Annotated in this window: 17 protein-coding genes; 10 read left to right on the plus strand and 7 right to left on the minus strand. The window is 42.7% G+C overall.

From position 1 onward, the window contains the following. Positions 1-91: 91 nt before the first annotated feature. Together G3R48_RS10370 and G3R48_RS10375 are read left to right on the plus strand one after the other, a co-directional pair. Entirely contained in the window at positions 92-3,739 is a 3,648-nt protein-coding gene (locus G3R48_RS10370) for a S8 family serine peptidase (RefSeq protein ID WP_212593311.1), read from the plus strand. 261 nt (positions 3,740-4,000) lie between these two features. Further along, positions 4,001-4,579: a nucleoside triphosphate pyrophosphohydrolase family protein gene (locus G3R48_RS10375; RefSeq protein ID WP_153664803.1), complete on the plus strand. Its 579-nt coding sequence runs from the start codon at positions 4,001-4,003 to the stop codon at positions 4,577-4,579. Between the two features lie 84 nt (positions 4,580-4,663). On the opposite strand, the gene ubiA is transcribed toward G3R48_RS10375, so the two are convergent. The 5 genes from ubiA to G3R48_RS10400 all read right to left on the minus strand — a co-directional run bounded on the left by ubiA (position 4,664) and on the right by G3R48_RS10400 (position 10,878). Next, entirely contained in the window at positions 4,664-5,536 is an 873-nt protein-coding gene (gene ubiA / locus G3R48_RS10380; protein WP_153664805.1) for a 4-hydroxybenzoate octaprenyltransferase, read from the minus strand. Positions 5,537-5,679: 143 nt separating this feature from the next. After that, positions 5,680-7,860 (minus strand): DNA helicase II, encoded by a 2,181-nt coding sequence (uvrD, locus tag G3R48_RS10385; protein ID WP_153664807.1) that lies wholly within the window; start codon positions 7,858-7,860, stop codon positions 5,680-5,682. Between the two features lie 97 nt (positions 7,861-7,957). After that, the gene (locus G3R48_RS10390; RefSeq protein ID WP_153664809.1) at positions 7,958-8,896 is read right to left on the minus strand and encodes an RluA family pseudouridine synthase; all 939 of its coding nucleotides are present in this window, start codon (positions 8,894-8,896) and stop codon (positions 7,958-7,960) included. A 108-nt stretch (positions 8,897-9,004) separates the two neighbouring features. After that, positions 9,005-9,583, minus strand: coding sequence for an LON peptidase substrate-binding domain-containing protein (locus G3R48_RS10395; protein WP_153664811.1), 579 nt, complete (start codon positions 9,581-9,583; stop codon positions 9,005-9,007). Positions 9,584-9,822: 239 nt separating this feature from the next. Next, a complete protein-coding gene (locus G3R48_RS10400; RefSeq protein WP_153664813.1) occupies positions 9,823-10,878 on the minus strand; it encodes an alpha/beta hydrolase in 1,056 nt (351 codons plus the stop codon). A gap of 86 nt (positions 10,879-10,964) precedes the next feature. Here G3R48_RS10400 and G3R48_RS10405 point away from each other — a divergent pair, with 86 nt between their 5' ends. Next, positions 10,965-11,426, plus strand: a complete 462-nt coding sequence (locus G3R48_RS10405; RefSeq protein WP_153664815.1) for a NanQ anomerase/TabA/YiaL family protein — start codon at positions 10,965-10,967, stop codon at positions 11,424-11,426. Between the two features lie 111 nt (positions 11,427-11,537). Here the strand turns inward: G3R48_RS10405 and G3R48_RS10410 are convergent, their stop codons facing one another. After that, the gene (locus G3R48_RS10410) at positions 11,538-12,947 is read right to left on the minus strand and encodes a sugar porter family MFS transporter (protein ID WP_153664817.1); all 1,410 of its coding nucleotides are present in this window, start codon (positions 12,945-12,947) and stop codon (positions 11,538-11,540) included. Positions 12,948-13,269: 322 nt separating this feature from the next. On the opposite strand from G3R48_RS10410, the gene G3R48_RS10415 reads away from it, so the two are divergent. Continuing rightward, a complete protein-coding gene (locus G3R48_RS10415) occupies positions 13,270-14,190 on the plus strand; it encodes a manganese-dependent inorganic pyrophosphatase (RefSeq protein WP_153664819.1) in 921 nt (306 codons plus the stop codon). A gap of 122 nt (positions 14,191-14,312) precedes the next feature. Here the strand turns inward: G3R48_RS10415 and G3R48_RS10420 are convergent, their stop codons facing one another. Beyond that, positions 14,313-14,954 (minus strand): DUF1294 domain-containing protein, encoded by a 642-nt coding sequence (locus tag G3R48_RS10420; RefSeq protein WP_153664821.1) that lies wholly within the window; start codon positions 14,952-14,954, stop codon positions 14,313-14,315. A gap of 615 nt (positions 14,955-15,569) precedes the next feature. On the opposite strand from G3R48_RS10420, the gene G3R48_RS10425 reads away from it, so the two are divergent. The 6 genes from G3R48_RS10425 (at position 15,570) to G3R48_RS10450 (ending at position 22,603) form a co-directional block, all read left to right on the plus strand. Next, positions 15,570-15,992, plus strand: coding sequence for a hypothetical protein (locus G3R48_RS10425; protein WP_194823898.1), 423 nt, complete (start codon positions 15,570-15,572; stop codon positions 15,990-15,992). A 148-nt stretch (positions 15,993-16,140) separates the two neighbouring features. Beyond that, positions 16,141-17,013, plus strand: a complete 873-nt coding sequence (locus G3R48_RS10430; protein ID WP_153664825.1) for a hypothetical protein — start codon at positions 16,141-16,143, stop codon at positions 17,011-17,013. Positions 17,014-17,037: 24 nt separating this feature from the next. Beyond that, positions 17,038-20,625: a zinc-dependent metalloprotease gene (locus G3R48_RS10435; RefSeq protein ID WP_153664827.1), complete on the plus strand. Its 3,588-nt coding sequence runs from the start codon at positions 17,038-17,040 to the stop codon at positions 20,623-20,625. 507 nt (positions 20,626-21,132) lie between these two features. Beyond that, a complete protein-coding gene (gene arfB / locus G3R48_RS10440; protein ID WP_153664829.1) occupies positions 21,133-21,549 on the plus strand; it encodes an alternative ribosome rescue aminoacyl-tRNA hydrolase ArfB in 417 nt (138 codons plus the stop codon). Positions 21,550-21,693: 144 nt separating this feature from the next. Beyond that, positions 21,694-22,140, plus strand: a complete 447-nt coding sequence (gene aroQ / locus G3R48_RS10445) for a type II 3-dehydroquinate dehydratase (RefSeq protein WP_153664831.1) — start codon at positions 21,694-21,696, stop codon at positions 22,138-22,140. A 67-nt stretch (positions 22,141-22,207) separates the two neighbouring features. Further along, positions 22,208-22,603: a DUF3859 domain-containing protein gene (locus tag G3R48_RS10450; protein ID WP_153664833.1), complete on the plus strand. Its 396-nt coding sequence runs from the start codon at positions 22,208-22,210 to the stop codon at positions 22,601-22,603. Positions 22,604-22,759 lie beyond the last annotated feature (156 nt).

Below are 22,759 nucleotides of genomic sequence, written 5' to 3' on the forward strand. Positions count from 1 at the left end.
AAACATTGAAAATGCAATCAACAAAATCTCGCTTGCATTGGCTTTTGGGTAATCACCAATGTCAAGCAGATACTGAAACAAGGAAGCAGTTGTGAAAACTAAACTCTCTATCGCGATTACAGCCGCGCTTATTTCTAGCGCCGCTTACGCCAATGCAGACAAATACAATACAACCAACCAAGTCAATCAACAGTACTCAGGCTTACAAGTTAGCTTAAATGAAAAACAAGCTAAAATTCCTTCGGCCTGGATGATCAAACTAAGCAGTAAATCACTTTCTGAACAAAGCCGTATTGCTGGCACGAACTTCAACGTTGCCAAAAGCCAAATTATGCAATCACAAGACCGTGTCATGAATGCCATTAATGCATCTGACGCCCAAATCAATGTTGTTGGTAAAACGAGCAACTTAGTCAGTTCGCTATTAGTTAAAGCTGATAAAGAACAACTTAAAGCTTTATTATCGTTACCCGATGTAGTCGATATTTTGCCGATTTATGATTATGAACTCGATGTTGCCGATAGCGCCGACTACATTCATGCCACCGACGTTATCACCGCAGGTACTGCTAGCGGTATGGGACAACGCGTGGCCGTCCTGGACACCGGCGTAGATTACACTCATAAAGCCATTGGTGGTTCTGGTGATATTGCCGATTATGAAGCCGCTGTTGCCGCGCAGACTGAAATGGTTAATTGGCCACAAGGTAAGGTTATTGGTGGATACGATTTTTATAATGACGATCCCAACCCAATTGATGTCGACGAAAACCATGGTACCCACGTCAGTCACTCAGTATTAGGTATTGCGCCTGATGCCGAACTTTATGTTTACTCAGTTTGTGCTCAGTTTTGTCCGGGTCTAGCGCAATTATATGCACTAGAAGCGGCAATGGATCCAAACGGTGACGGCGATATTTCTGATCGTGTTGATACAGTCAACATGTCACTTGGCGGCGATTTTGGTGACATTAACGGCGGTGCAGTACAAACACTGATTGATGAAATGTCTGAAATTGGCGTTAACTTTGTTATTTCAGCAGGGAATGACGGCGCAACACCTTTTGTTGTTGGTGGCCCAAGTACCAGTAATCATGCGTTATCTGTTGGTGCAATGACTCACCCAACTACCTTAACAGGTAAAGTCGATGTCATGGTGGCAGGCAATGATATTAGCGCAGTTGCGGCAAGCTTTAATACTTCGCAAGTATTTGACTTTAATGACACAACCGCGCCGTTAGTCTTGCCAACAGACAACCTTGATGGCTGCCTCCCATTTGCAGCTGATGTCGACTTTAGCGGTAAAACCGTGCTAATTGACCGTGGTGGTTGTGGCTTCGTTGATAAAGTGTTCCATGCTCAACAAAATGGGGCGGCTTTTGTGATTGTGGCCAATAACGTCGAAAATGACGGCGCATTCACCATGGGCGGAAGCAACCCTGATATCACTATCCCGTCGGTGATGGTGTCAAAAGAAGATGGCGACATCATTAAAGCGCAAATCGCTGCGGGCGCAGTGGCCTTTAGTATTACTTCTACTGAAGTATTAACAGCTGGCGGTATTGCAACCTTTACGTCACGCGGCCCTTCTATTGCCGGTACATTAAAACCTGAAATCACCGCACCGGGTACGTCAATTATGACGGCTCATCCAGGTTTAGGTGATGGCTTATCACCAATTAGTGGCACGTCGTTCTCAAGCCCAATTACTGCTGGCGCGATTAGTATTGTTAAAGAAGCATTACCCAATCGCTCAGCGCTTGAAATCAAAGCGACAATGATGAACTCGGCTAATCTTGCCGTAACCAACGAGCCACTGACCATCAATCCTGACTCAGAACTTGCTCCGATTAGTTACATTGGTGCCGGTTTAGTTGATGTGCAAAAAGCAGTTAATTTGCCAGTCATTGCCTATAACGACGAAACCATGCAAGCCGCCTTGGCCTTTGGTTTAGTGTCGTTATCAGAAACCACTTCAATGACCAAAACCGTCAGTGTAAAAAACTTCGCTAGCGAAGAGAAAACTTATACGTTAATGGCGCAGCAACGTTACACCAACGATATCGACTCTGGCGCGGTCAGCTTTGACTTACCAGAAAGCATCACCATTCCAGCAGGGCAAACGGTAACCTTTGATGTTACGGTCACTATCGACCCGAGTATGTTACCTGAATGGTCACTGACTTCATCATATGAGTTAGACGGCAGCGCAGCAGATGCGTCACAGGCGTTAACCCTCGCTGAATTTGATGGTGCCATTAACTTTATGGACGGCGAAGAACACGCCTTACATGTGGTTTACCATATTTTACCTAAAGCAGCCGCGGCGGCATCAGTGAGTACCGAAGTCACAGAGGAAGGGATTGTAAGAACCTTTACCAACGTTGGCGCAACCGAGATTACCGATCCATTTAGTGCACCAGTAACAGCCATTAGCGCACAAGACATGAGTGTACGTCATGACTTATTAGCCGCTTCAACTGAAATATATGGCAGCGGCAGTTGTACTGAAGGCGCGGTCATTTATAACACCTTTAAAATGCGCGATCCCGTTGCCCATGCCTTTGTTGCCAGTTACAACGTTGACTATGACATCGACAACGACGGTGTTTGGGATTACAGCGTCAGTACCGTTAACTTAAATTGGTTCAATAGCGGTTACCCACGCGCGCTTTATGGCCTTGCAGGTGCCTATGGCACAAGTTCAGGTTCTTTACGTCCGGCTTATCATGTAACGGGTAATGACTTTTTAACTTCAGTTGCCTGTTTTGAAGATGTCGGTCTCACATTGGCCGATGCAGGTAGCAGTATAAAAGTACGTTATCGTGTTGAAGAAGATGATTGGGCGCCAGTATCAACAGGCACGGGTGATGAAGAAGTTGTGGATGTATTACTTGCCACGCCAGACACCAGCGCACAGTTAGTTGATGATGAAGGCGCAGCAGTAACTAGCCTACTGCCTGGCGAAAGCGCCAAGTTGGTCACTCAACTAGGTGATAACTCAATGGGTTATATGGTGCTATCTGATGCAGGTTCAATGTCAGTCGTTGCAGATACCAGTGACGCAGGCAATAGCGCACCAATGGTTGAAGACTTAATGGTTTATATCGACAAAGGCACCGCAGCTGGAACTGAATTAGGGCAAGTGATGGCCACTGACCCTGATATGTTTACTAGCCCAGTGTCTGAGTTTATTGTCACCAGCGTTAACTCAACCATGTTAGTCATTGATGCAAAAGGTAAGGTCACATTAAGTGATACTGCAGTGATTGATCAAGCCTCTGAAACCATGACGGCAACCGTTGTGGTGCTTGACACTATGGGTAATCGCTCTGACGAAGCCACGGTTTCAGTCATGATTAATAACACCATGCCTTCAATTTTGGCTGACGTTGCAACCATTGCAAACACCAATGATACCATCAGTTTATCAGTCTCTGGCAGTGATGAAGACGGTGATAGTTTAACCTATGACTGGGTTCAAACTGGCGGTACAGAAGTGGCGTTTACCAATGGCGGTGACACCATTGAATTTACTGCACCAAATGTTGCTGATGAAATTAGCTTTACCGTCGTTGCCTCTGACGGCCGCCTTGAAAGTGAGCCAGTATCGGCATTAGTTTCAGTATCAGCGCCAGATGAAAGTGATAGCGAATCAAGTGACAGTGGTAGTTCACTTGGCTGGTTAGCAACCTTACTGCTACCAGTAGCGATATTACGTCGGCGTAACCGCAAGTAATTAATCGTGGTGATAGGTTCATGCGCTTATAAATAAAGCATTTAAAAATGAGCGTATGTAACCACCTTCAATATAAAGGGTAACCATAACAAAGCCAGCAACACATGTTGCTGGTTTTTTATTTGCCTCTCGCCAACGACACTCTCTTTTGGTTATCCACGGCAAAGCCAGAGCAAATAACAACGGCCAATTGACCGAGGCTTTCCATGACAGTGTAAATTCATTAAAATTAATATATCAATCATTAGCGAAGCCGACCCCATGCAATTAAGTCAATTAACCCAAGACGTATACAACCATCTTTATCGCGACATTCACCAGTTTCGCAGCACTTTTGACCTGCCTGTTGGCGCGCCAACATCGCTTGATTTACAAGCAGATACCCTACACACCTCATTAATCATTGAAGAGATGACCGAACTGGCAGAAGCTGACTCTCGAGTTGAGCAAGCAGATGCCATTGTCGACTCTGTTTATGTCTTAATGGGGCGTTTAGTTCATCTAGGGCAACAACATGTCGGCGACAATATTGCCATTAGTTATTTAATCGACTTATTGCTCAACGTGGCTAAAAACCGCCAAATTGACTTTATAAGCTGCTGGGATGAAGTGCATTCAAGCAATATGAGTAAGGTGTGTCGTAATCAACAAGAATTAGATGAAACCATTGCCGCTTATGCTAAACAAGGCGTAGAGATTGTTGGCAGCGTTAAAGGTGATTTTCTGATAGCTAAATGCGCACAAGACGTGGAAATGGCAGGTAAAACGGTGCGTAAAGGCAAAGTGTTAAAGTCGGTTTATTACCGTCCGGCTGATCTTAGTAAGCTCGTTCAAGCCTAAAACGGCGATGTCATCGCTAACGATTAGTCATTAAAAAGCCAGTCATCATCAACGTTATGACTGGCTCAATAAACTCGTTAATGTTTAAATTTTGAATGACACCATGTAATCAATACCTAATGATACAAACAACGCAAAACCTGCCCAGTTATTATTTAAAAAGGCTTTAAAACACGGTGCACGTTCTCGGTCGTAAATTAAATACTGCTGATAACTACTAAAGGCAACAAACGTGATAACCCCAAGTGCATAAACTAGCCCACGGTCGGCTGCATGGCCCGCCATAATAAAGCACCCTAATGCCGCAAATTGAAAAAACGCAATCCATTGTCGGTCAAAATGGCCAAAGAGTATCGCGGTAGACTTAATGCCGACTTTAAGGTCATCATCTCTATCAACCATGGCATACATGGTGTCGTAGGCAACGGTCCAGCACCAGTTAGCAGCAAACAACCACCACGCTTCAATAGGTACATGCCCAAGTTGTGCAGCATAAGCCATCGGAATAGACCAGCTCCACACCACGCCCAAAAACATTTGCGGCATATTGGTAACACGTTTCATGTACGGATACATCACGGTTAAAATAATGCCCACAAACGACATTTTCACCACTAGCGGGTTAAGCATCACCACCAAAGAAAATGCCAACAAACCAAGTACCACAAACAACAACAGCGCTTCTTTGGTACTCACGTCACCCGACACTAAAGGCCGAGATTGAGTTCGCTCAACATGCGCATCTAAATGGCGGTCAGCGTAGTCATTAATAATGCAGCCATTGGCGCGCATAATGACCACACCCACGACAAAAATGGCCAGCACTTTAAGGTCTGGCATACCGTCGCCAGCCAAGAATAACGCCATCATGCATGGCCACATTAATAATAATGTCCCTATGGGACGGTCAATACGCATCAACCGTGCGTAAGCGTGCAATTTGTGTCGTAATAACATCTGTGCTTTCTCCATCGAACACTTATTCTTCTTATATGTGTTATCTCTTAAGCCATCATTAACGCTTGCTTAAACAGATTAACGCGCGGCCCCTTTTGGCGTTAATCCATAACCACCTGCGAGGAAAAACGCCACGTTTAAAACTAGCATGCCTCTAATTTAGCTAATGAGACCAAAAGCCATTTACTACCAAAGTCATTAAAATTAACTTGTACGCGTGCTTTCTCTCCCACGCCTTCAAAACTGGTCACCACCCCTTCATTAAACTTAAAGTGTTTCACTTTTTGTCCCACAGAAAATCCAGTACTGTTTTTAGGCGTACTGAAACTCAAACTGCTGCTTTTTGACGGGTAACGCTGACTAATTGATGGCGAGACTTTCGCTCTTAAGCGAATTTGCTCAACGTATTTTTCAGGGATCTCTTTAATAAATCGTGATGGCGCAGCATAATCTTCACGGCCATAAATACGCCGAGACTCAGCGTAACTGATGTACAGTTTTTGCATCGCACGAGTCATACCGACGTAACATAAGCGTCGCTCTTCATCGAGGCGGTCGCCTTCATCTAACGCCATTTTACTTGGGAATATGCCTTCCTCTACACCCGACATAAATACCATTGGGAACTCAAGCCCTTTGGCTGAATGCAAGGTCATTAATTGCACCGCATCGGTAAAGGCATCAGCTTGGCCTTCACCCGCTTCTAAAGCTGCATGAGACAAAAAGGCATTTAACTCGCCCATGTCTTCTAGTTCTTCTGGCATTTCGAAACTGCGCGCTGCGGTAACTAATTCATTTAAGTTTTCAATCCGCGCTTGGGCTTTTTCGCCTTTTTCTGCGGCGTACATAGTGCGCAAGCCTGAGCGGTCAATCACCGAATCGGTCATGCGATATAACACCATGTCTTCGGTGTCGGTGCGCAGCGAAGTAATTAAATCCATAAAGCCACGCACGGCATTTGCTGCGCGCCCTGCGAGCACTTTTTCATCTAGTAAACGTAAACTGGCTTGCCATAATGTCAGTTGATGTTGCCTTGCAGTATTGCGCAAAATCTCTACGGTGCGATCACCAATACCACGAGTGGGTGTATTCACAATACGTTCAAATGCCGCGTCATCATCGCGGTTATTGATTAGGCGCATATAGCCCATGGCATCTTTAATTTCTTGACGTTCAAAGAAGCGCAAGCCGCCATAAATGCGGTAAGCCAAACTTTTATGTAAAAAGGCTTCTTCTAATACCCGAGACTGGGCATTTGAACGATATAAAATAGCGCAATCGCTTAAACTGCCGCCTTTATCTTGCCAGTCGACAATACGGCCAACGATAAAACGAGCTTCATCCATTTCGTTAAAGGCGCAGTAAACCGAAATCGGTTCGCCATCTTTATCTTCGGTCCACAACTGCTTGCCTAAACGATCGGGGTTATTGGCAATTAGCTCGTTCGAGGCATTTAGAATATTGGCGCTAGAACGATAATTTTGTTCAAGACGAATGGTTTCGGCGCCCGGGAAGTCTTTTAAGAAACGGTGTAAGTTTTCAATTTGGGCGCCGCGCCAACCATAAATAGATTGGTCATCATCGCCAACAATCATGACATTAGCACTGTTACCTGCAAGCACCCGAATCCAAGCATATTGAATGGCATTGGTATCTTGAAACTCGTCCACCAAAATATGTTTAAAACGTTCTTGGTAATGCGCAAGAATATGCGGTTTGTTGAGCCATAATTCGTGAGCACGTAATAAGATTTCGGCAAAATCGACTAAGCCTGCGCGATCGCAGGACTCTTGATAAACCTGGTAAATATTTAATAGGTTTTGCTCAATCGGGAAGCCACCAGCATCAATGTTTTTGGGCCGTAAACCTTGGTCCTTCTTGCCATTGATATAACCTGCAGCTTGTCGCGGAGGATATTGTTTTTCGTCTAAATTAAGACTTTTTAAAATGCGTTTAATCATCCGCACTTGGTCGTCTGAATCAATAATTTGGAAGCTTTGCGGTAAATTAGCGTCTTGATAATGAGTGCGCAATAACCGATGCGCCAAACCATGGAAAGTACCAATCCACATGCGCCCCATATTGCTGCCAGCAACATTTTCAACCCGCTCACGCATTTCTGCGGCGGCTTTATTGGTAAAGGTGACCGCTAAAATGGAGTACGGGCTTTGTTGCTCAACTTGCATAAGCCAAGCAATGCGGTGAGTTAACACACGGGTTTTACCACTACCAGCACCCGCAAGTACGAGCATATTTGATAAAGGTGCCCCAACGGCTTCACGTTGTTTATCGTTTAAGCCGTCAAGTAAAGATGATACGTCCATTTTGCCTCCAAGAATTGACGAGGCATTATATCAGCAGTGTTATCATTGGAGCTAGATCGCACTTGGCATTGCCGCAATTTTAACGTAATCGGTTAATTTATTTTTTCCACGCCAGCCCGTTGGCAATAAAACAGCGTGATTGCTTAGTGATAGGGTCGATAAAGCTGAGCTTTTGCGCCAATAACTGCAATGGTTTAGCAAAGTTATCAGGGCCTTTAGGTTGCAATTGCGGGTAAAAACGGTCGTTAAGTATTGGCATACCTAAGCTTTGCATGTGCACACGTAATTGGTGGGTTTTGCCGGTAATAGGGCTTAATTCAAATAAACCTAAGCCATCTTGCACATCAATGAGAGTAATTTCTGAATGACTATTGGCCTCCCCTGCTACCACTGCCATGGTAAAACTAGGCGTGCTAGGTTTAAGACGATTTTTCACCGTCCAATGCATGGGTAAGGTTAACGCACCTTGGGCGTGCAAGCTGACCAATTCTGGCGGTAATTCGGCAATTGCTTGGTAGGTTTTAGCAATATTGCCATCAACAAACAGCTGATGATATTGCGCTCTAACAGCAGGGTTAACCGTCATCAGGATAACCCCCGCAGTGTCTTTGTCTAACCGATGCGCGGGGGCAATGGTGTCAATACCCGTCGCAATACGTAGGCGATGCAGTAAGCACTCATTAACATAATTGCCGCCAGGGGTAACGGGCAAAAAATGCGGTTTATAAACCACAATGCAGTGCTCATCTTGATGCAGAATGGTTTCACTAAACGGCACTTTGGTTTCTGCCACGACTTCTCGGTAGTAATACACTCGTTTGGTGGCGTGATATCGACTATTGGCATCAATTAACTCACCATTTTGCCAATGAACTTTACCCGCCGCCATTCGTGCGCGCCACACATCTGCGCCAATTTGAGCAAATTTCCACTGCAAAAAATCAATCACATGGGTAAATGATTGACCGTTCAGTTCTGACTCGCGGGGCAAAATAACATAAGAAGGTTGGGCTGCAATGGCTGAATTGGCGCTCATAAAACTCGTAATACTCATCAGTAAGATTAAACAGACGTGATAATAATGCCATCATTCACGTGAGGCTATGATAACAAAAATATGGCTTTAGCTCAGGCGAAATGTCGCTTAACCGTCTACATGTGACTTTAACAGTTGCAGCACAAAGTTCATGGTTTTATGGCAGTTCGGTTGGTCTGCAAGCATAATTTTGTCGCGGTTATACATCGGCAAAACTTCTAACCAACGTTGGCTAACCCACGACGCATCTTCTAAATGTATATGGGAATATAAATCTAACAGTTCAGGGTTAACTTGATAAAACTGCTCTAATGCGGCGCTAATTATTTCAAACTTACCTTTAATGGGTTCATGCTGCCAATTAGGGCAAGCCAAAGTACGCGCCATTAATGCACCATCGCTACGTTGGCCAGTCGACAAAATTTTAATTCGTTGATGACCTTCTAAAATCACGCTTAACGCACCAGAGTCTGTTTGGTTAAAATCGATAATATTGCACTGAGTCGCGGTCATGTAACAAGGTAAGTCGCCACTGGCTTTTAGTGCCCCAAACGCTAATGGGAAATGCCCTTTTAACACCCGAGCGATTTGGTTTAACTCACTTGGCGACACAATTTCAATTTCTACTCGCCCACTAGGCAGCAGTACCGCATCTTGAACCAACAGTGCCATTTCCTGAGAACGCATCGTCACCTCCTAAGCGTAAGCAACTTAAATGCCGTCTACCAACATTTAACGCTGAAGGTTAAGTGTAGCAGCGGTCAAATAATCAACAACATTAAGCCATGTGTACGTCATTTAATGGCGTTAAGTTCAATCATTCAGACCGTGGGTTAACGATGATATTGCAATTAAAAGAGATATTTTCCTTATCTAGCTTTGATAAGGTTGTCGCGATAACGTAGTGATGAATGTGCTGGTGCCGCTTATAAAGGTTGTACTTTAGTCATAATGTCGCCGCTACTAAGCAATTGATGCAACTCATCAGCAAGTGCTTGGCTGGCATTCACCGTGTCCATCCAATAACGGATTCTTTCATCTGTCGGCAGTTGACTAAAATCTTCACGATCGGGAATTTTGCCATAAGGCAGTTTGGCAATAAATTCTGCGCTAGGGGCCAGTATGACGCCATTATGGTAGTTCGCTTTCGCGTTGCGGCGCATTAATGATTTATCAAACCAACCTGGGCTCATATAAGGGTAAAAATGCGGATATAAGCTTAAACCCGCCTGTCTTGGTAACGGCATATCAAAATGGTAATCGGTAATACCCCCATCGTAATAACTGCCTTTTTTTAAGCCTTCAATATGGCAAACAGGGGCGATTAATAAAGGGATAGAACCTGATGCAACTAAACTGGGAATTATATTGCCTTGGGTCAATTGGCCATAACAGGTAGGTAAATCATTTAACTGCATAAACGGCGACTGAGGGTCATTATTGCTCATCACATTGCGCTCAAAATGCCACGCTACATTTTTACGGCTCAGTAAGTTTGATATTGCCGTTGCACCAAGGCCTAACGCTAAACCTGCTTTAGAATGCAATTTATTTAATCCCCGCGCACGACAAACAACAAAATGCGCCCGTACGACAGGGTTATCAATAATATCTTGCCCGGCATTAACGCCTAAAATTTGCCGAATAATTTGTTCAACATTTCGGGCAATGGCATCTGCTGATGGCCGCGTGTCATAACGCTGATTAACATAATGCTCAATCAAACGTTCATACGCTTGCAAGGGTTGTTGCTGAGCAAAACAGGCCACTCGCCATGCGCCAGATGACGAACCAATGGCATAAAGAGGTTGTTGGCGTTTCGCAAAAAAAGTGCCGAAAAGATATTGGTCAAGCCCAGCTAAAGACAACCATTTAGGGCCCCCAGAAGCGGCAAATAATTGGCCGAAAAGATCAGCATTAAAACCATGTTGTTCAAGCTGTTGATAAGCTGTCGGCCCAGCTAAAATTTGTAACGCAGACAAGTGTCATTCCTTTTTATCAATATTCGTTATCCACTAACAATGCTAAAATGTAGCGATACTCCAATCACTTATGTTACGGAAGTTTTATGATTGTCGATACCCTTGCTAACGCGTCTATTTACCAAAGCCTTTCACCTCGCATCAGCCAAGCTTTAGCTTATTTGGTTGCCACCGATTTTAGCCAATTTGACGCAGGCCGCCACGATGTCGATGGTAATAATATTTTTGCCATTGTTGATGACTACCATACCAAAGTGCGTCAGCAAGAGGTGTTTGAAGCGCATCAACAGTATATTGATATTCAATATGTCGTCAGTGGTGAGGAACAATTTGGCTACCTGCCATTGGCCGGACAAACGCCAATTGCGCCTTACCATGAAAAACATGATGTCATTGAATTTAACTATGCCACTAACCAAACTGATGCCACTTTCGTGGCATTAAAAGCAGGCATGTTTGCCATTTTTTATCCTAATGACATTCATATGCCAGGCACCTCTGACACCCCAATAGCGGTGCGTAAAGTGGTGATGAAGGTAAAAATTTAGTTTTTTATAACTGAATTATTTTTACTACCGCCATTAAAAAAGCCAGATCGCGATGCGATCTGGCTTTTTATTTGCTCATTGCCAATGTCACTCTAGCAATGATAACAGCGACTAACCTTGCATGGCTTCTAACTCACGTCCTTTGGTTTCATAGATATATTTCGCTACAAACCCAATCGACAACACCGCACAGACACAGTAGAAACCATATGCACCCACTAAGCCAACTGATGCCAACATAATTGGGAATGTCATCGTAATAGCAAAGTTTGACCCCCACTGCACCAAACCGGCTACAGCAAGGCCTGAACCACGGATTTGGTTAGGGAACATTTCACCCAGCATGACCCACATCACAGGGCCCCAAGACAAGTTAAAGAAGAACACATACGCATTAGCAGCAATTAACGCCATTGTGCCTAAATCACCAAGTTCAAGGTCGCCATTGGCATCAACACCTGCACGGGCAAAAGCAAATACCATTAACCCCAGCGTTATTGACATCCCAATAGAGCCAACCATTAAGAACGGTTTTCTACCTACCTTATCAATCAATACAATGGTGATAACACAGGCCGCAATACTTACCGCGCCGCTAATAATGTTAATTAATAATGCATCGGATTCTGAAAAACCAACCGCTTGCCACAACACTGCGCCATAATAAAACACCACGTTAATACCCACTAATTGCTGGAACGTTGCCAGGCCAATGCCTATCCACACAATACGGCGTATTTTACCCGTGTTTTTATTAATAAGGTCAGACAGCTTAGGTTGCTGATCAGACTCTAACGATGCTTTAATTTCCGTAAATTTAAGCTCACCAAGTTGTTCGCCATAAAGACGATTTAGCACTCTTTTCGCTTGAACCGCTTTATTACTGGTAACTAAAAAACGCGGGCTTTCAGGAATGAAAAATAAAGCTAAAAAGAAAATAAAGGCAGGAATTAACTCAATCCAGAACATCCAACGCCAGGCTTCAAAACCGAATAAAAACGCATTCGTTGACGCGCCTGCGCTGTGAGCTAAAAAGTAATTACTCACAAATGCACTAAACAAGCCGCTAATAATCGCCACTTGTTGCACGGTAGCTAATGCACCGCGATAACGTGCAGGAGCGACTTCGGCAATATAAGCTGGCGTCATCACGGATGCCGCACCAACAGCTAAGCCACCTAAAATACGATAAATAATGAATTCGCCAGAGCTGCTCGCAATGCCCGATCCCCACGCGCTGACAATAAAAAAGATTGCCGCTAAAATCAGTAGGGTTCTGCGGCCATATTTATCAGCTAAACGCCCAGCAAAGAAAGCCCCCACCGCACAACCAAGTAGCATGGATGCAACGTTAAAACCGGTGCCAACACCGTCAGAGTGAAAAGCGGCTTGTAGGCCATCAACGGTGCCATTAATCACCCCGCTATCAAAACCAAATAGAAAGCCACCAATGGTTGCAACACAACTTACCAAGATAACAAACAAGGTATTTTCTTGGGATTTACTTTGTACCAAACTCATATGTACCTCTTAGCTCATAGACGCTAACGACCTCAAATTGGCACAACCATACGCTAACTAAATGTTAGCGTTAACAGTAATGGCTAAAATTATCTATTCTCAAATAAGAACAATCTTTCATGAACGAAATAATTTTACGATAAATGCATTATCAACTGCAGTGCGCCACTGCCAACATGGACTCACTATGATGAACATTCGACAAGACACCAATGACCACCGACATGTTGTGATTGCGCATCAAAAGCAACAAATGGGATTAATGATTGGTCGTGTGGATTTTTCTTGTTAAAATCGGCGGCAAATTTATAGGAGCCAAAAAATGTCAATGTATGTTGTGGGTCATAAGATCCCTGATTCGGATTCAATTTGTGGTGCTATCGCACTCGCGTATCTAAAAAACCAAATTGATGAGCCAGCAATTGCGACTCGTCTAGGTGATATTTCACCAGAGACAGCGTTTATCCTTGAACGTTTTGGCTTTGACGCTCCTGCATATAAAGAAAGTTATGCAGGTGAAGAAGTCTATATTGTTGACCATTCAGAACTGACCCAAGCGCCTGATGATATTGCCGACGCCACTATCGTGGGTATTGTTGACCACCACAAATTAGGTGATTTAACCACTTCAACACCGCTTGAATGTTGGATCCGCCCTGTAGGTTGTTCAAACACCGTCATTAAAATGATGTTCGACTTCTACCAAGTTGCCATTCCAGCCAACTTAGCTGGCATCATGATGTGTGCAATTTTAAGTGACACCGTGATCTTCAAATCACCAACTTGCACCACCGCTGATATTCGCTGTGTTGAAGCTTTAGCTGAAATTGCAGGCATTGAAGATTTTAAAGCCCTTGGTATGGAAATGTTCAAAGTTAAGTCAGCGGTTGACGGCACTCCAGTACGTGAACTAGTGATGCGTGACTTTAAAGACTTCAACATGAACGGTAACTTAGTGGGTATTGGCCAACTTGAAGTGACCGACCTTGCTGTATTTGACAAAATCAAAGCTGACTTAGAAGCGGATATTGTTAAATTAAAAGCTGAAGGTAACCGTCACAGCGTATTATTACTCCTCACTGATATCATGCAAGAAGGTTCAGAAGTACTGGTGACCTCTGACGATGCAAGCTTAATTGAAAAAGCTTATGCCAAAACGCTTACCGACAATAAAGTCTGGTTAGATGGCGTACTAAGCCGTAAAAAACAAGTCGTGCCGCCACTGCAAGATGCGTTTGCATAAACGTGCTCGCAGCATAAAGTAAATTAAAACGGGACTCATCATCCCGTTTTTTTATGCCTAAAAAAGCCAGTACCGCTAGGTAAGCTAACTCTTAGCTAAACATGCCTAAAAGCAGACGCTCATCATTGTAAAAAAATCCCATTGACGATATCAGTATAAAATGTTCCATTTGGAGTGTGTAACCACAAAAAACCACCTAAATTGAGTGCGATCATCAGCCAAAAAGTACGTTTAAAGCTGGTTTTACTCGACTTATGACGCAACAATCTTTGTGCTATCGCGCCACCTGGCCAACCGCCAAGCAACCCCATTAAATGCAAGGTACTCTCTCTTGTACGCCAATGCCCCTTTTGAGCATTTGACTTATCGATAGCATAAGTAACAAAAGTCACAATACTCATCAGCACATAAATCGCGGCTATAATCGGCTGTGTATAACCTAAAACCGTACTAGCACTTAGCCCTACAATAAAGCCCAGTAGGAATAATTGGCCGAAGGCTGCACCGCGGCGTCGCCCCTCTCTTGGCCCGCTACGTTGCATCGCTTGTCTGAGTTCGTTGGCATATTGAATCGACATAGCTTTGTCCCTACCTTGAGGATCTTTAGCAACGTGATAAACAATAATGTCGCCAGCGACAGGACGGCGAGTGCGATTTTTAAATGCTTTTATATGCACAAAAGCTCGCACGCCTCCGCCATTGGGCTCAACAAACCCAAAACCTTTGTCATCATTCCAATGGCTTAATGGACCTTGATACTTCATGTTTTTCCTTTACCACCAATAACCCATTACCCCTCTTGACACTTGTTAGCGCGCACGCATATACCGTCCCTTTGCCGCCAAGTGATAATTAACACAAAGAGTAACATTAACAGATTCAGCATCGCCACTTCATGAATATGCCAGCATAATACTCACAATAACCTCAATCACCATTGAGGTGTAAAAACCCAAATAGAGACAATGCAACCTGACGAACAAATCCAAGACTAACAACATGAATTAATAAATATTTAGCTAATAAATAAGTTCCATAAATCATTCATATTTTATAAAAAACACCCCTAACCGAATAAAAAACAACCTTTAAATCATCAAAAAACAACCTATTATCCGTGCCATGCAAAAAACACATTACAATATTTATCACGAAAACATCAGCGCACTAAACATTAATTAACACAAACATACAAATAACAAACATAAATTAACTAAAAAACATCTGTAACACTTTTTTTATTATTAAATAAGTGATCCAAAGCAAAGTTTTCGTATTTAAGAAATGTTGATAGTGGTTAGCCTATAATATTTGTGTCAATGTGTAACTCACGTATGGATGTTATAAACTCAAATACCTAAGAGGATGTTTTGAGAAACTTGAATCGCTCAGTTTTTTACATGTTCACCTTGTTTGCCATATTAATGGTAGGCCAAGCTGTATCAAACGAATCGCATTCAAAAAAAGACCCATCAACTCAAAAAACTCATTTAAAACATAACGATATAGTTAACACCACAATCCAAGGCACGTTACAAAAAGTCAGTCTTTCATCTATTTTTATGGCTAATTACTTATACTGCTTACCGATGAGTAGTGGTTTATTCCACAATATCAGTAGTCTGTCGTTATCAGAGCCAGAAGCTAATAATTTATCAACCAACATTGCTATCTATTTATTACTTATTATTTTTTGTAATTACTTCATTATTAAGAAAGCAAGATTTAGAACCCCATTACAAATAAACCTGATTTCAATTGTCTTAAGCTGGATAAAACCAGTAAAAGGCTGCCCCTCTTAAGTATTTTCAACATGTAACACAACAAGGCTAATTATTTGTTAAATAATCACCTTGGTACACATCAAATTATAATAACAAAAAGTCTACTGTGGATTAGCTAATCGCAATCCTACTGTGCAATCAACAACCATGTTTATAGGATGGAAGTATGCCGTCATTGAACCGCTATGCCTTATTGAAAAATAAGCACAGTTCAAGATATAAAACAACATTACTCAGCAGTGCAATATTAGGCGCGTCGCTTGTCGTCGCAACGGTTGCACATGCCGATAATGAAACCATATCTGCAGCAAACTCAGCAAAGACCTCTCACTGGTCTGGTTACGTTAGTGCAACAGCATTAACCAATATGTTTAAGCAGTCCGAACCCAGTTCTTACCAATCGGTGAGTGCCAATGGCCGTATTGGTTACCGAGATACTTGGGGGAGCGTGCGTTTGTCTGTTGGTGGTGAAGTTGAAACTCATCACGACCAATCTTATTACTATGACTCGTTTCTAGAATACCGTTCACCGGCTAAAAAACTGTCACAAGATTGGACATTTATTGGTAGTGCCGGTGTCTATTTACCATCGAGCCATACCAGCCGTAAAAACAAATTATATGCAGCACCAAGAATCGCAGGGTATTTCTTTTACCACCCAACGGATGAATGGAGCTTTTATCTTTCGCCACGAGCGAAATATAACGCATACAAATATGAAATGGGTCGCCAAGGCGAACATTTTGTAGAACACCAAATCGACATCTTGGGTGATGCGACGTGGTCTTTTGCCGAAAACTGGTACTTAGATGTTAACGGTTCTTTTGGCATGTCTAGCAAGTTCAATACCGCAAGGTATGACAGAAAATTCACGGCAAGTGAAGAGCTTGGATGGGTATTTAGCCAAGGTTGGGTAGCGGCATTTGGCCACAACAACAGTGGCGGATTCTACGATCCAGAGCAAGGCCCATCACATGGATTCGAGCTCTATAACAAGCGTAGCTCAGTGTTTTATTTGTCAGTAACAAAATATCTATAACATCAATATGAAGAGAGGAATTCAATGAAGAAATCAACCATATCGCTAGCCATACTAGGTGCAGTTGCACTGAGTGGCTGCGGGGCTGATGAACCCTATAAAGAAGTCAAAAAAGACCCGAAAATGGTCTCTGTGCAAGACATCAATAAAGCGGCACAAGGTAATGAAACGCCATCTACCGTTGAAACGACTGCGACTTCTACATCTGAACTTGCTGTAAAACAACCTCAACGTTTATTTGTTTATACACGTAGCTTAGGTGAAGCACCTCGTTATGCTGCACCAATTCATGGTTTTACCCAAGGCGACCAAAAATTAGTTACTTTAAAAATGACTAAAAATGGTATCCAAGTGTCACAAATTGACCGTGACACTATTGGTGAAGATCATTTATCTCGCTTCCAAAACACTGCGAACGAAGCACCTGTTTTAAGCATTCCTGGTGATTATGTTGACTTCCAGTGTCAAAAAGACAACTGGGACGAATGTACCAACCGTGAAGAAGAAGTGAGCGATCGCGATGTCACTTGGGATCAGAAAAAATACTTCATTCCACATTTCGAAGATGTGAACATTGCTGAAGAAAACTTCACTGACCTAACCACTTTCCTAGGTTGTACGACAGAACCTGAACCACCACAATTAGTGCGTGATGGTGACTGGAAAGGTTATGAAATGAACCTTGATTCAGGTGTAATTAACTTTGAAATCAAGCATACTTATAAAGCAAGTCCATCTTGTTTTGGTAAGTACTTCGCAAGCACAACTGACGACTTATCATTCAATACAACTGAATATATCTCGATTATTGCTTTAGATAAATTAGCCTCTAAAGACTACACTCCTGTTCCTTATAGTCCTTATGAAGACGGTACTTTTGGCTTCTTTAAAACAAGTCATAAATACCGTGATATGAATCATTCAGCTGGTAAAGAAGGTTACGTACGTACTTACCTTAACCGCTTTAACCCTAAAGATTCAGAAATCACTTATTACTTAAGTAATAACTTCTATGAAGCGAAAAACAAACCATTCTTAGATGCTGCAATGGAAAGCCTTGCTGGAATTAACATCCAGAACAAGATGTACAAAACTGGCTTACCAACAATTAAGTTTGAGCAAGCGGGTAACCATCGTCATGGTGATATTCGTTATAACAACGTCACCTTATTTGATGAGCCGTTAGACAATGGTTTGGCTGGTTATGGTCCATCTGTATCAAATCCGCTAACGGGTGAAATCTTAAGTGGTCGTGTTGACCAATATAGCTCTAACCTTAAACAAGGTGCGGTTCGTTACTACCGTCGAGTGCAACTTGATTACAACCGTGGCATGCTAGATGCTAACTCAGTTAAAGCCTTAACCGATGTTGACTATACTCCATCACCAAAAGCGCTTGCACGTGCAAAAGAGGTTGCGGCAAATCAATTAGTTGCTCAACAAGCAGCACTAAGCGATAACCCAAATACTAAGCAACCACTGCTAACAGCAAGTGCGACAAACACAGCACCTGACTTAGCCATTAACTATACTGATGATAATGAGAAATCATTAACTGAGTTAGTTGATGACAAAAACAACGCTGAAGCGTTCTGGGCTGCACATAACTTAATGAGCACAGACGAAGCCTTCGGCTTAAGCGGCGGTGGCGCATTAAAAGAATTACCACGTGGTATTAAAGGTCATGAAATTGACTGGAAAAATGCTGATTTATGGGTAGACGGTATTGTTGGTGGTAAATTATTAGCCATCGAAAAAATGCCAACGGCAGTGCAAGATGATTTAACAACCAAACTTGCTGCTCAAGGCTTTGCGGGTACCTTAACTCACGAACTTGGCCATAACTTTGGTTTACGCCATAACTTTGCCGGTAGCCGTGACCAAGCTAACTTCTTTAATGAAGATGAAATTCAAGCATTCCATAAAGAGTTTACCGCTGCAGGTTACCCTAACCTAACAGCAAAAGCGGGCTTCTCAAGCCAAATGGATTACAACACTGACCGCTTTGCAACTGCCTATGGGAAATATGACTTAGCCGCGCTGCGTTTCGGTTATGCTCGTAAAGTTGAAACCGAAAATGGTGACTATGTTTCTTTGAAAGATGAAGATACAAAACGCCTTGCAGACATTGAGAAAGGTGATTTAAAAACTGACACTCAATACGGTGCACTTTACAACGTAGAGCAATCTAACCAGCTACGTTCATTCTCATACTGTACAGATAACCACCTATCATTGAACAGCAACTGTAATATGTTCGATGAAGGCACAAACAATGATGATATTGAACAATTCTACATTGATGGTTACCACGACAGCTATGAAACGGCTAACTTACGCCATAATCGTCAACAGTTCTTTGAAGATGACATGGTTCCTTATGCCATTCATCGTTTAAGAGAATTTGATACTTTACGTCAATTTGTTGAAGATCAAACGTTTGCAGAGAACCTATTTGGTGCCAATGAGTTTGAGTTTAGTAGCTTCTGTAACACTGCCGGTAACGAAACACTGTGGTTCTGTGCTTCTGTTCGTGCAACAGATAAAGCTGCTAAGACTTTCTTAGAGGCAGCGGGTCTAAATGATATTTATCTTCAGGCTCAGTATTTTGATAAAGCGACTAACACATTTGCCTTCTCTGTATGGCATTCACTGCAGTCTCTTATCACGACACTTTACAGCACTAACTCATACAAGCTTGATCCTGACGAAAAATTTGACATTGGTAAAGTGATTACGGATTTCCAATCAGATCCTACAAAACTTAACAACTTAATGTTAAACATTGACCTTAAACCTGCTTACACAGATAGTTATAGCGTCAAAACGTACGTCAGTGGTGGACACTTACTAAATGGTTCAAAAGCACCAGTTTCAAGTCCGAATCACCCTTATGTGAACGAACGTGATGTATTGGGTATGTGGCCTGACAAATTGTTAGCGGTTCGCCAATTGCTAACAAGAACCACGCCTCGCCATACAACGGGTCGCTCATATTATGCACTTGTTGACAACCCAGCAATTGGTAAACCATTAGAAGATATGCTTTGTCATATGACAATGAGTACAACCACTGCTGATATCAACGGTTTGCTGACGACTGACCCATTAACTGAATCGTGTGGAACCACTGATACAGCGTATTTCAAAAATGACATGGATTATGCTGACCAAGAAATTGAAGCGATTCCAGCATATGCGCGTTCAGTAGGTCGTTACTTTGGCTTCTCACAAGCGTCTTATGAACAAAAAGGCAGAAGCAACCTACTGCAAATGATGCTAAAACAAGTTGAATTAGCATCACACGACGGTGATTACCGTGGTGAAGCGAAAGCGCGAGTATGGCGTGAATTTGTTGGCATTCACTTAGCGGATGATACTGTTAATGCTGTTGATACTATTTCATTTAATGGTAAAAACTACGCAATAACAGCTGAAAACAAATTAGCACTTAATTTGAAAACACAATTAGCTGAGCTTAATGCATTAACTCAAAACACGGCGTTAATGACACACGTTACCTCGAACAATCAAACGGTTAAAGAAAGATTTATTGACCCTGCTATTGCTCGTGATATGCGTGTACTGACTTATTTACCAGTATTAAAATAAGTTAAGTTTATTGGCCATAAAATAAGGCTCAATAAGCAATAAAACAAAAAGCAGCAAGTTTTCTTGCTGCTTTTTTTATGTGTTAACTGATGAGTGATTGACTATCATCATGGCGCAATCCCACTCATCTGAATTGCCAAACAAATCATTGTGTAAAGCAAGGCGATATTATCACAGCAAAACAGACCTCTCACGTGACTAAGCCTTAAAACCAATTTAATGCCCCACCACGTCCACTAATGTCAATCATTAGCATCGCATGGACGCTTACCATTAAGTGCCTATATGATTAGGCAATAATTTGAATCCTTGACGCAACATGTTAAGCCAACATGAAATTTGCTAAACTGAGGCGCACAAAACCTTGGTAGGTTTATTATCACTTGCCATGACTAAGCAAGCCTAGGTAAACCTAGACACTCAGTAAAATAAAAAACACAACCACAGCAAACACAAGGCACAACCCAAGCCTAAACGCAGGTGAATGGCCCAACATAGATAACCCAAATGATCAATATTACTAACCGAGTCAGCATTGAAGACAACGAAATTGAATGGCAGTTTATCCGCTCAAGCGGTGCGGGTGGTCAACATATCAATAAAGTCTCTACTGCCGCGCAAATTATTTTTGATATCAACCAATCGTCTTTGCCTGACTTTTATAAGCAAAAGCTATTAGCTAAAGCCGATCACCGTATCACCAAAAGTGGCAAGGTAATCATTAAATGCCAACAAAGCCGCAGCCAAGACTTTAATCGTCAGGTTGCGCTCGAGCAGTTTATCGAATTAGTAAAAAGTGTCGGTGTATTGCAAAAAGCCCGTATTGCGACCAAGGCCACCAGAGCCAGCCAACGAAGAAGAGTTGATAGCAAAAAACAGCGCGGCGCCACAAAAGCACTACGTCGTAACAAAAGTGATTATTAAGCCACAACCGTGGTCGAGACACTTTGACAAACCGCCCCTGAATACCTTAATTTCAATGCTGGGTAGAAAAGGGAAACCATCACCTTTACTCACCATCAATGCAACGGGTATTTTTTATTCAGCAACAACCACTAAGGATTAACCATGACAACGCCCGCCAAAATACTACTGCTTAACGGTCCCAACTTAAACTTATTGGGTCGTCGTGAACCGGGCTTATATGGCAACGATACTTTAACGACCCTTGTCGAACGCGCACAGTTGCAAGTCCAAGCTGCAGGATTTGAGTTTGAACATTGCCAGTCAAATGCTGAACATGAACTCATTCATACCATTCATGCCACCGACGCGGCTTTTATTGTCATCAATCCCGCGGCCTTTACGCATACGAGTGTGGCTCTACGTGATGCATTATTGGGCGTGAACATTCCTTTTATTGAAGTGCACATTTCTAACGTGCATGCGCGTGAGCCTTTTCGCCACCACTCATACCTTAGTGACAAAGCGCTAGGGGTTATCTGTGGTTTGGGGACACAAGGTTACACCTTTGCCCTACAAGCGGCTATCACGCAGTTACAAGCGGGCGCATAACCTGTCGATATCGGTAGGTGATTGACACCGACCTCATTATTTTTTACCTCAGCAAATAAGTAGCATTATGAGTAAGTTAAAACCGGATATCACGATCATTCAATCCGGTATTTTCAGTCAATGGGACGCCAACAGCAGCCAATTACCGCGCTTTTTACAGGCAACGGTTCATGTCCCTAGCGAAATTGATGTCGAGTTTGGTTTTGTCACTCGCATCAAAAAAGCCAAAAATCAGCGCTTAAAATACTGCATTTATCATCCCAATCTTACTGATGATAATGGCAAGGTGAGACCGCCGTTTGATGGCGAAGTGTACATAAAAGAAAATGATTGGACGTTTTATTTAGGCGACTGTATTTGGGCACCCGCTAACAACAAAGTGGGGAATTGGCGTATGACATTAACGCTCAATGGCAACATCATTGCCGACAAAACCTTTAAGGTATATTGGCCGACAACTTAACCGGCATGCGCCCAGTTGTACGGCCATAATAACCTTTAGTTATTATCTCTTCGTTTTACCTGTATTTGTGGTAATTAAACAAGCTAACAGACTCAATGTGAATTGAGGACGTTGAAGAAAATAGCATGCGCCTGACAATATTTTTACAATGACATC

It is taken from the genome of Shewanella intestini (genome assembly GCF_018221465.1).
Lineage (GTDB): Bacteria > Pseudomonadota > Gammaproteobacteria > Enterobacterales > Shewanellaceae > Shewanella > Shewanella intestini.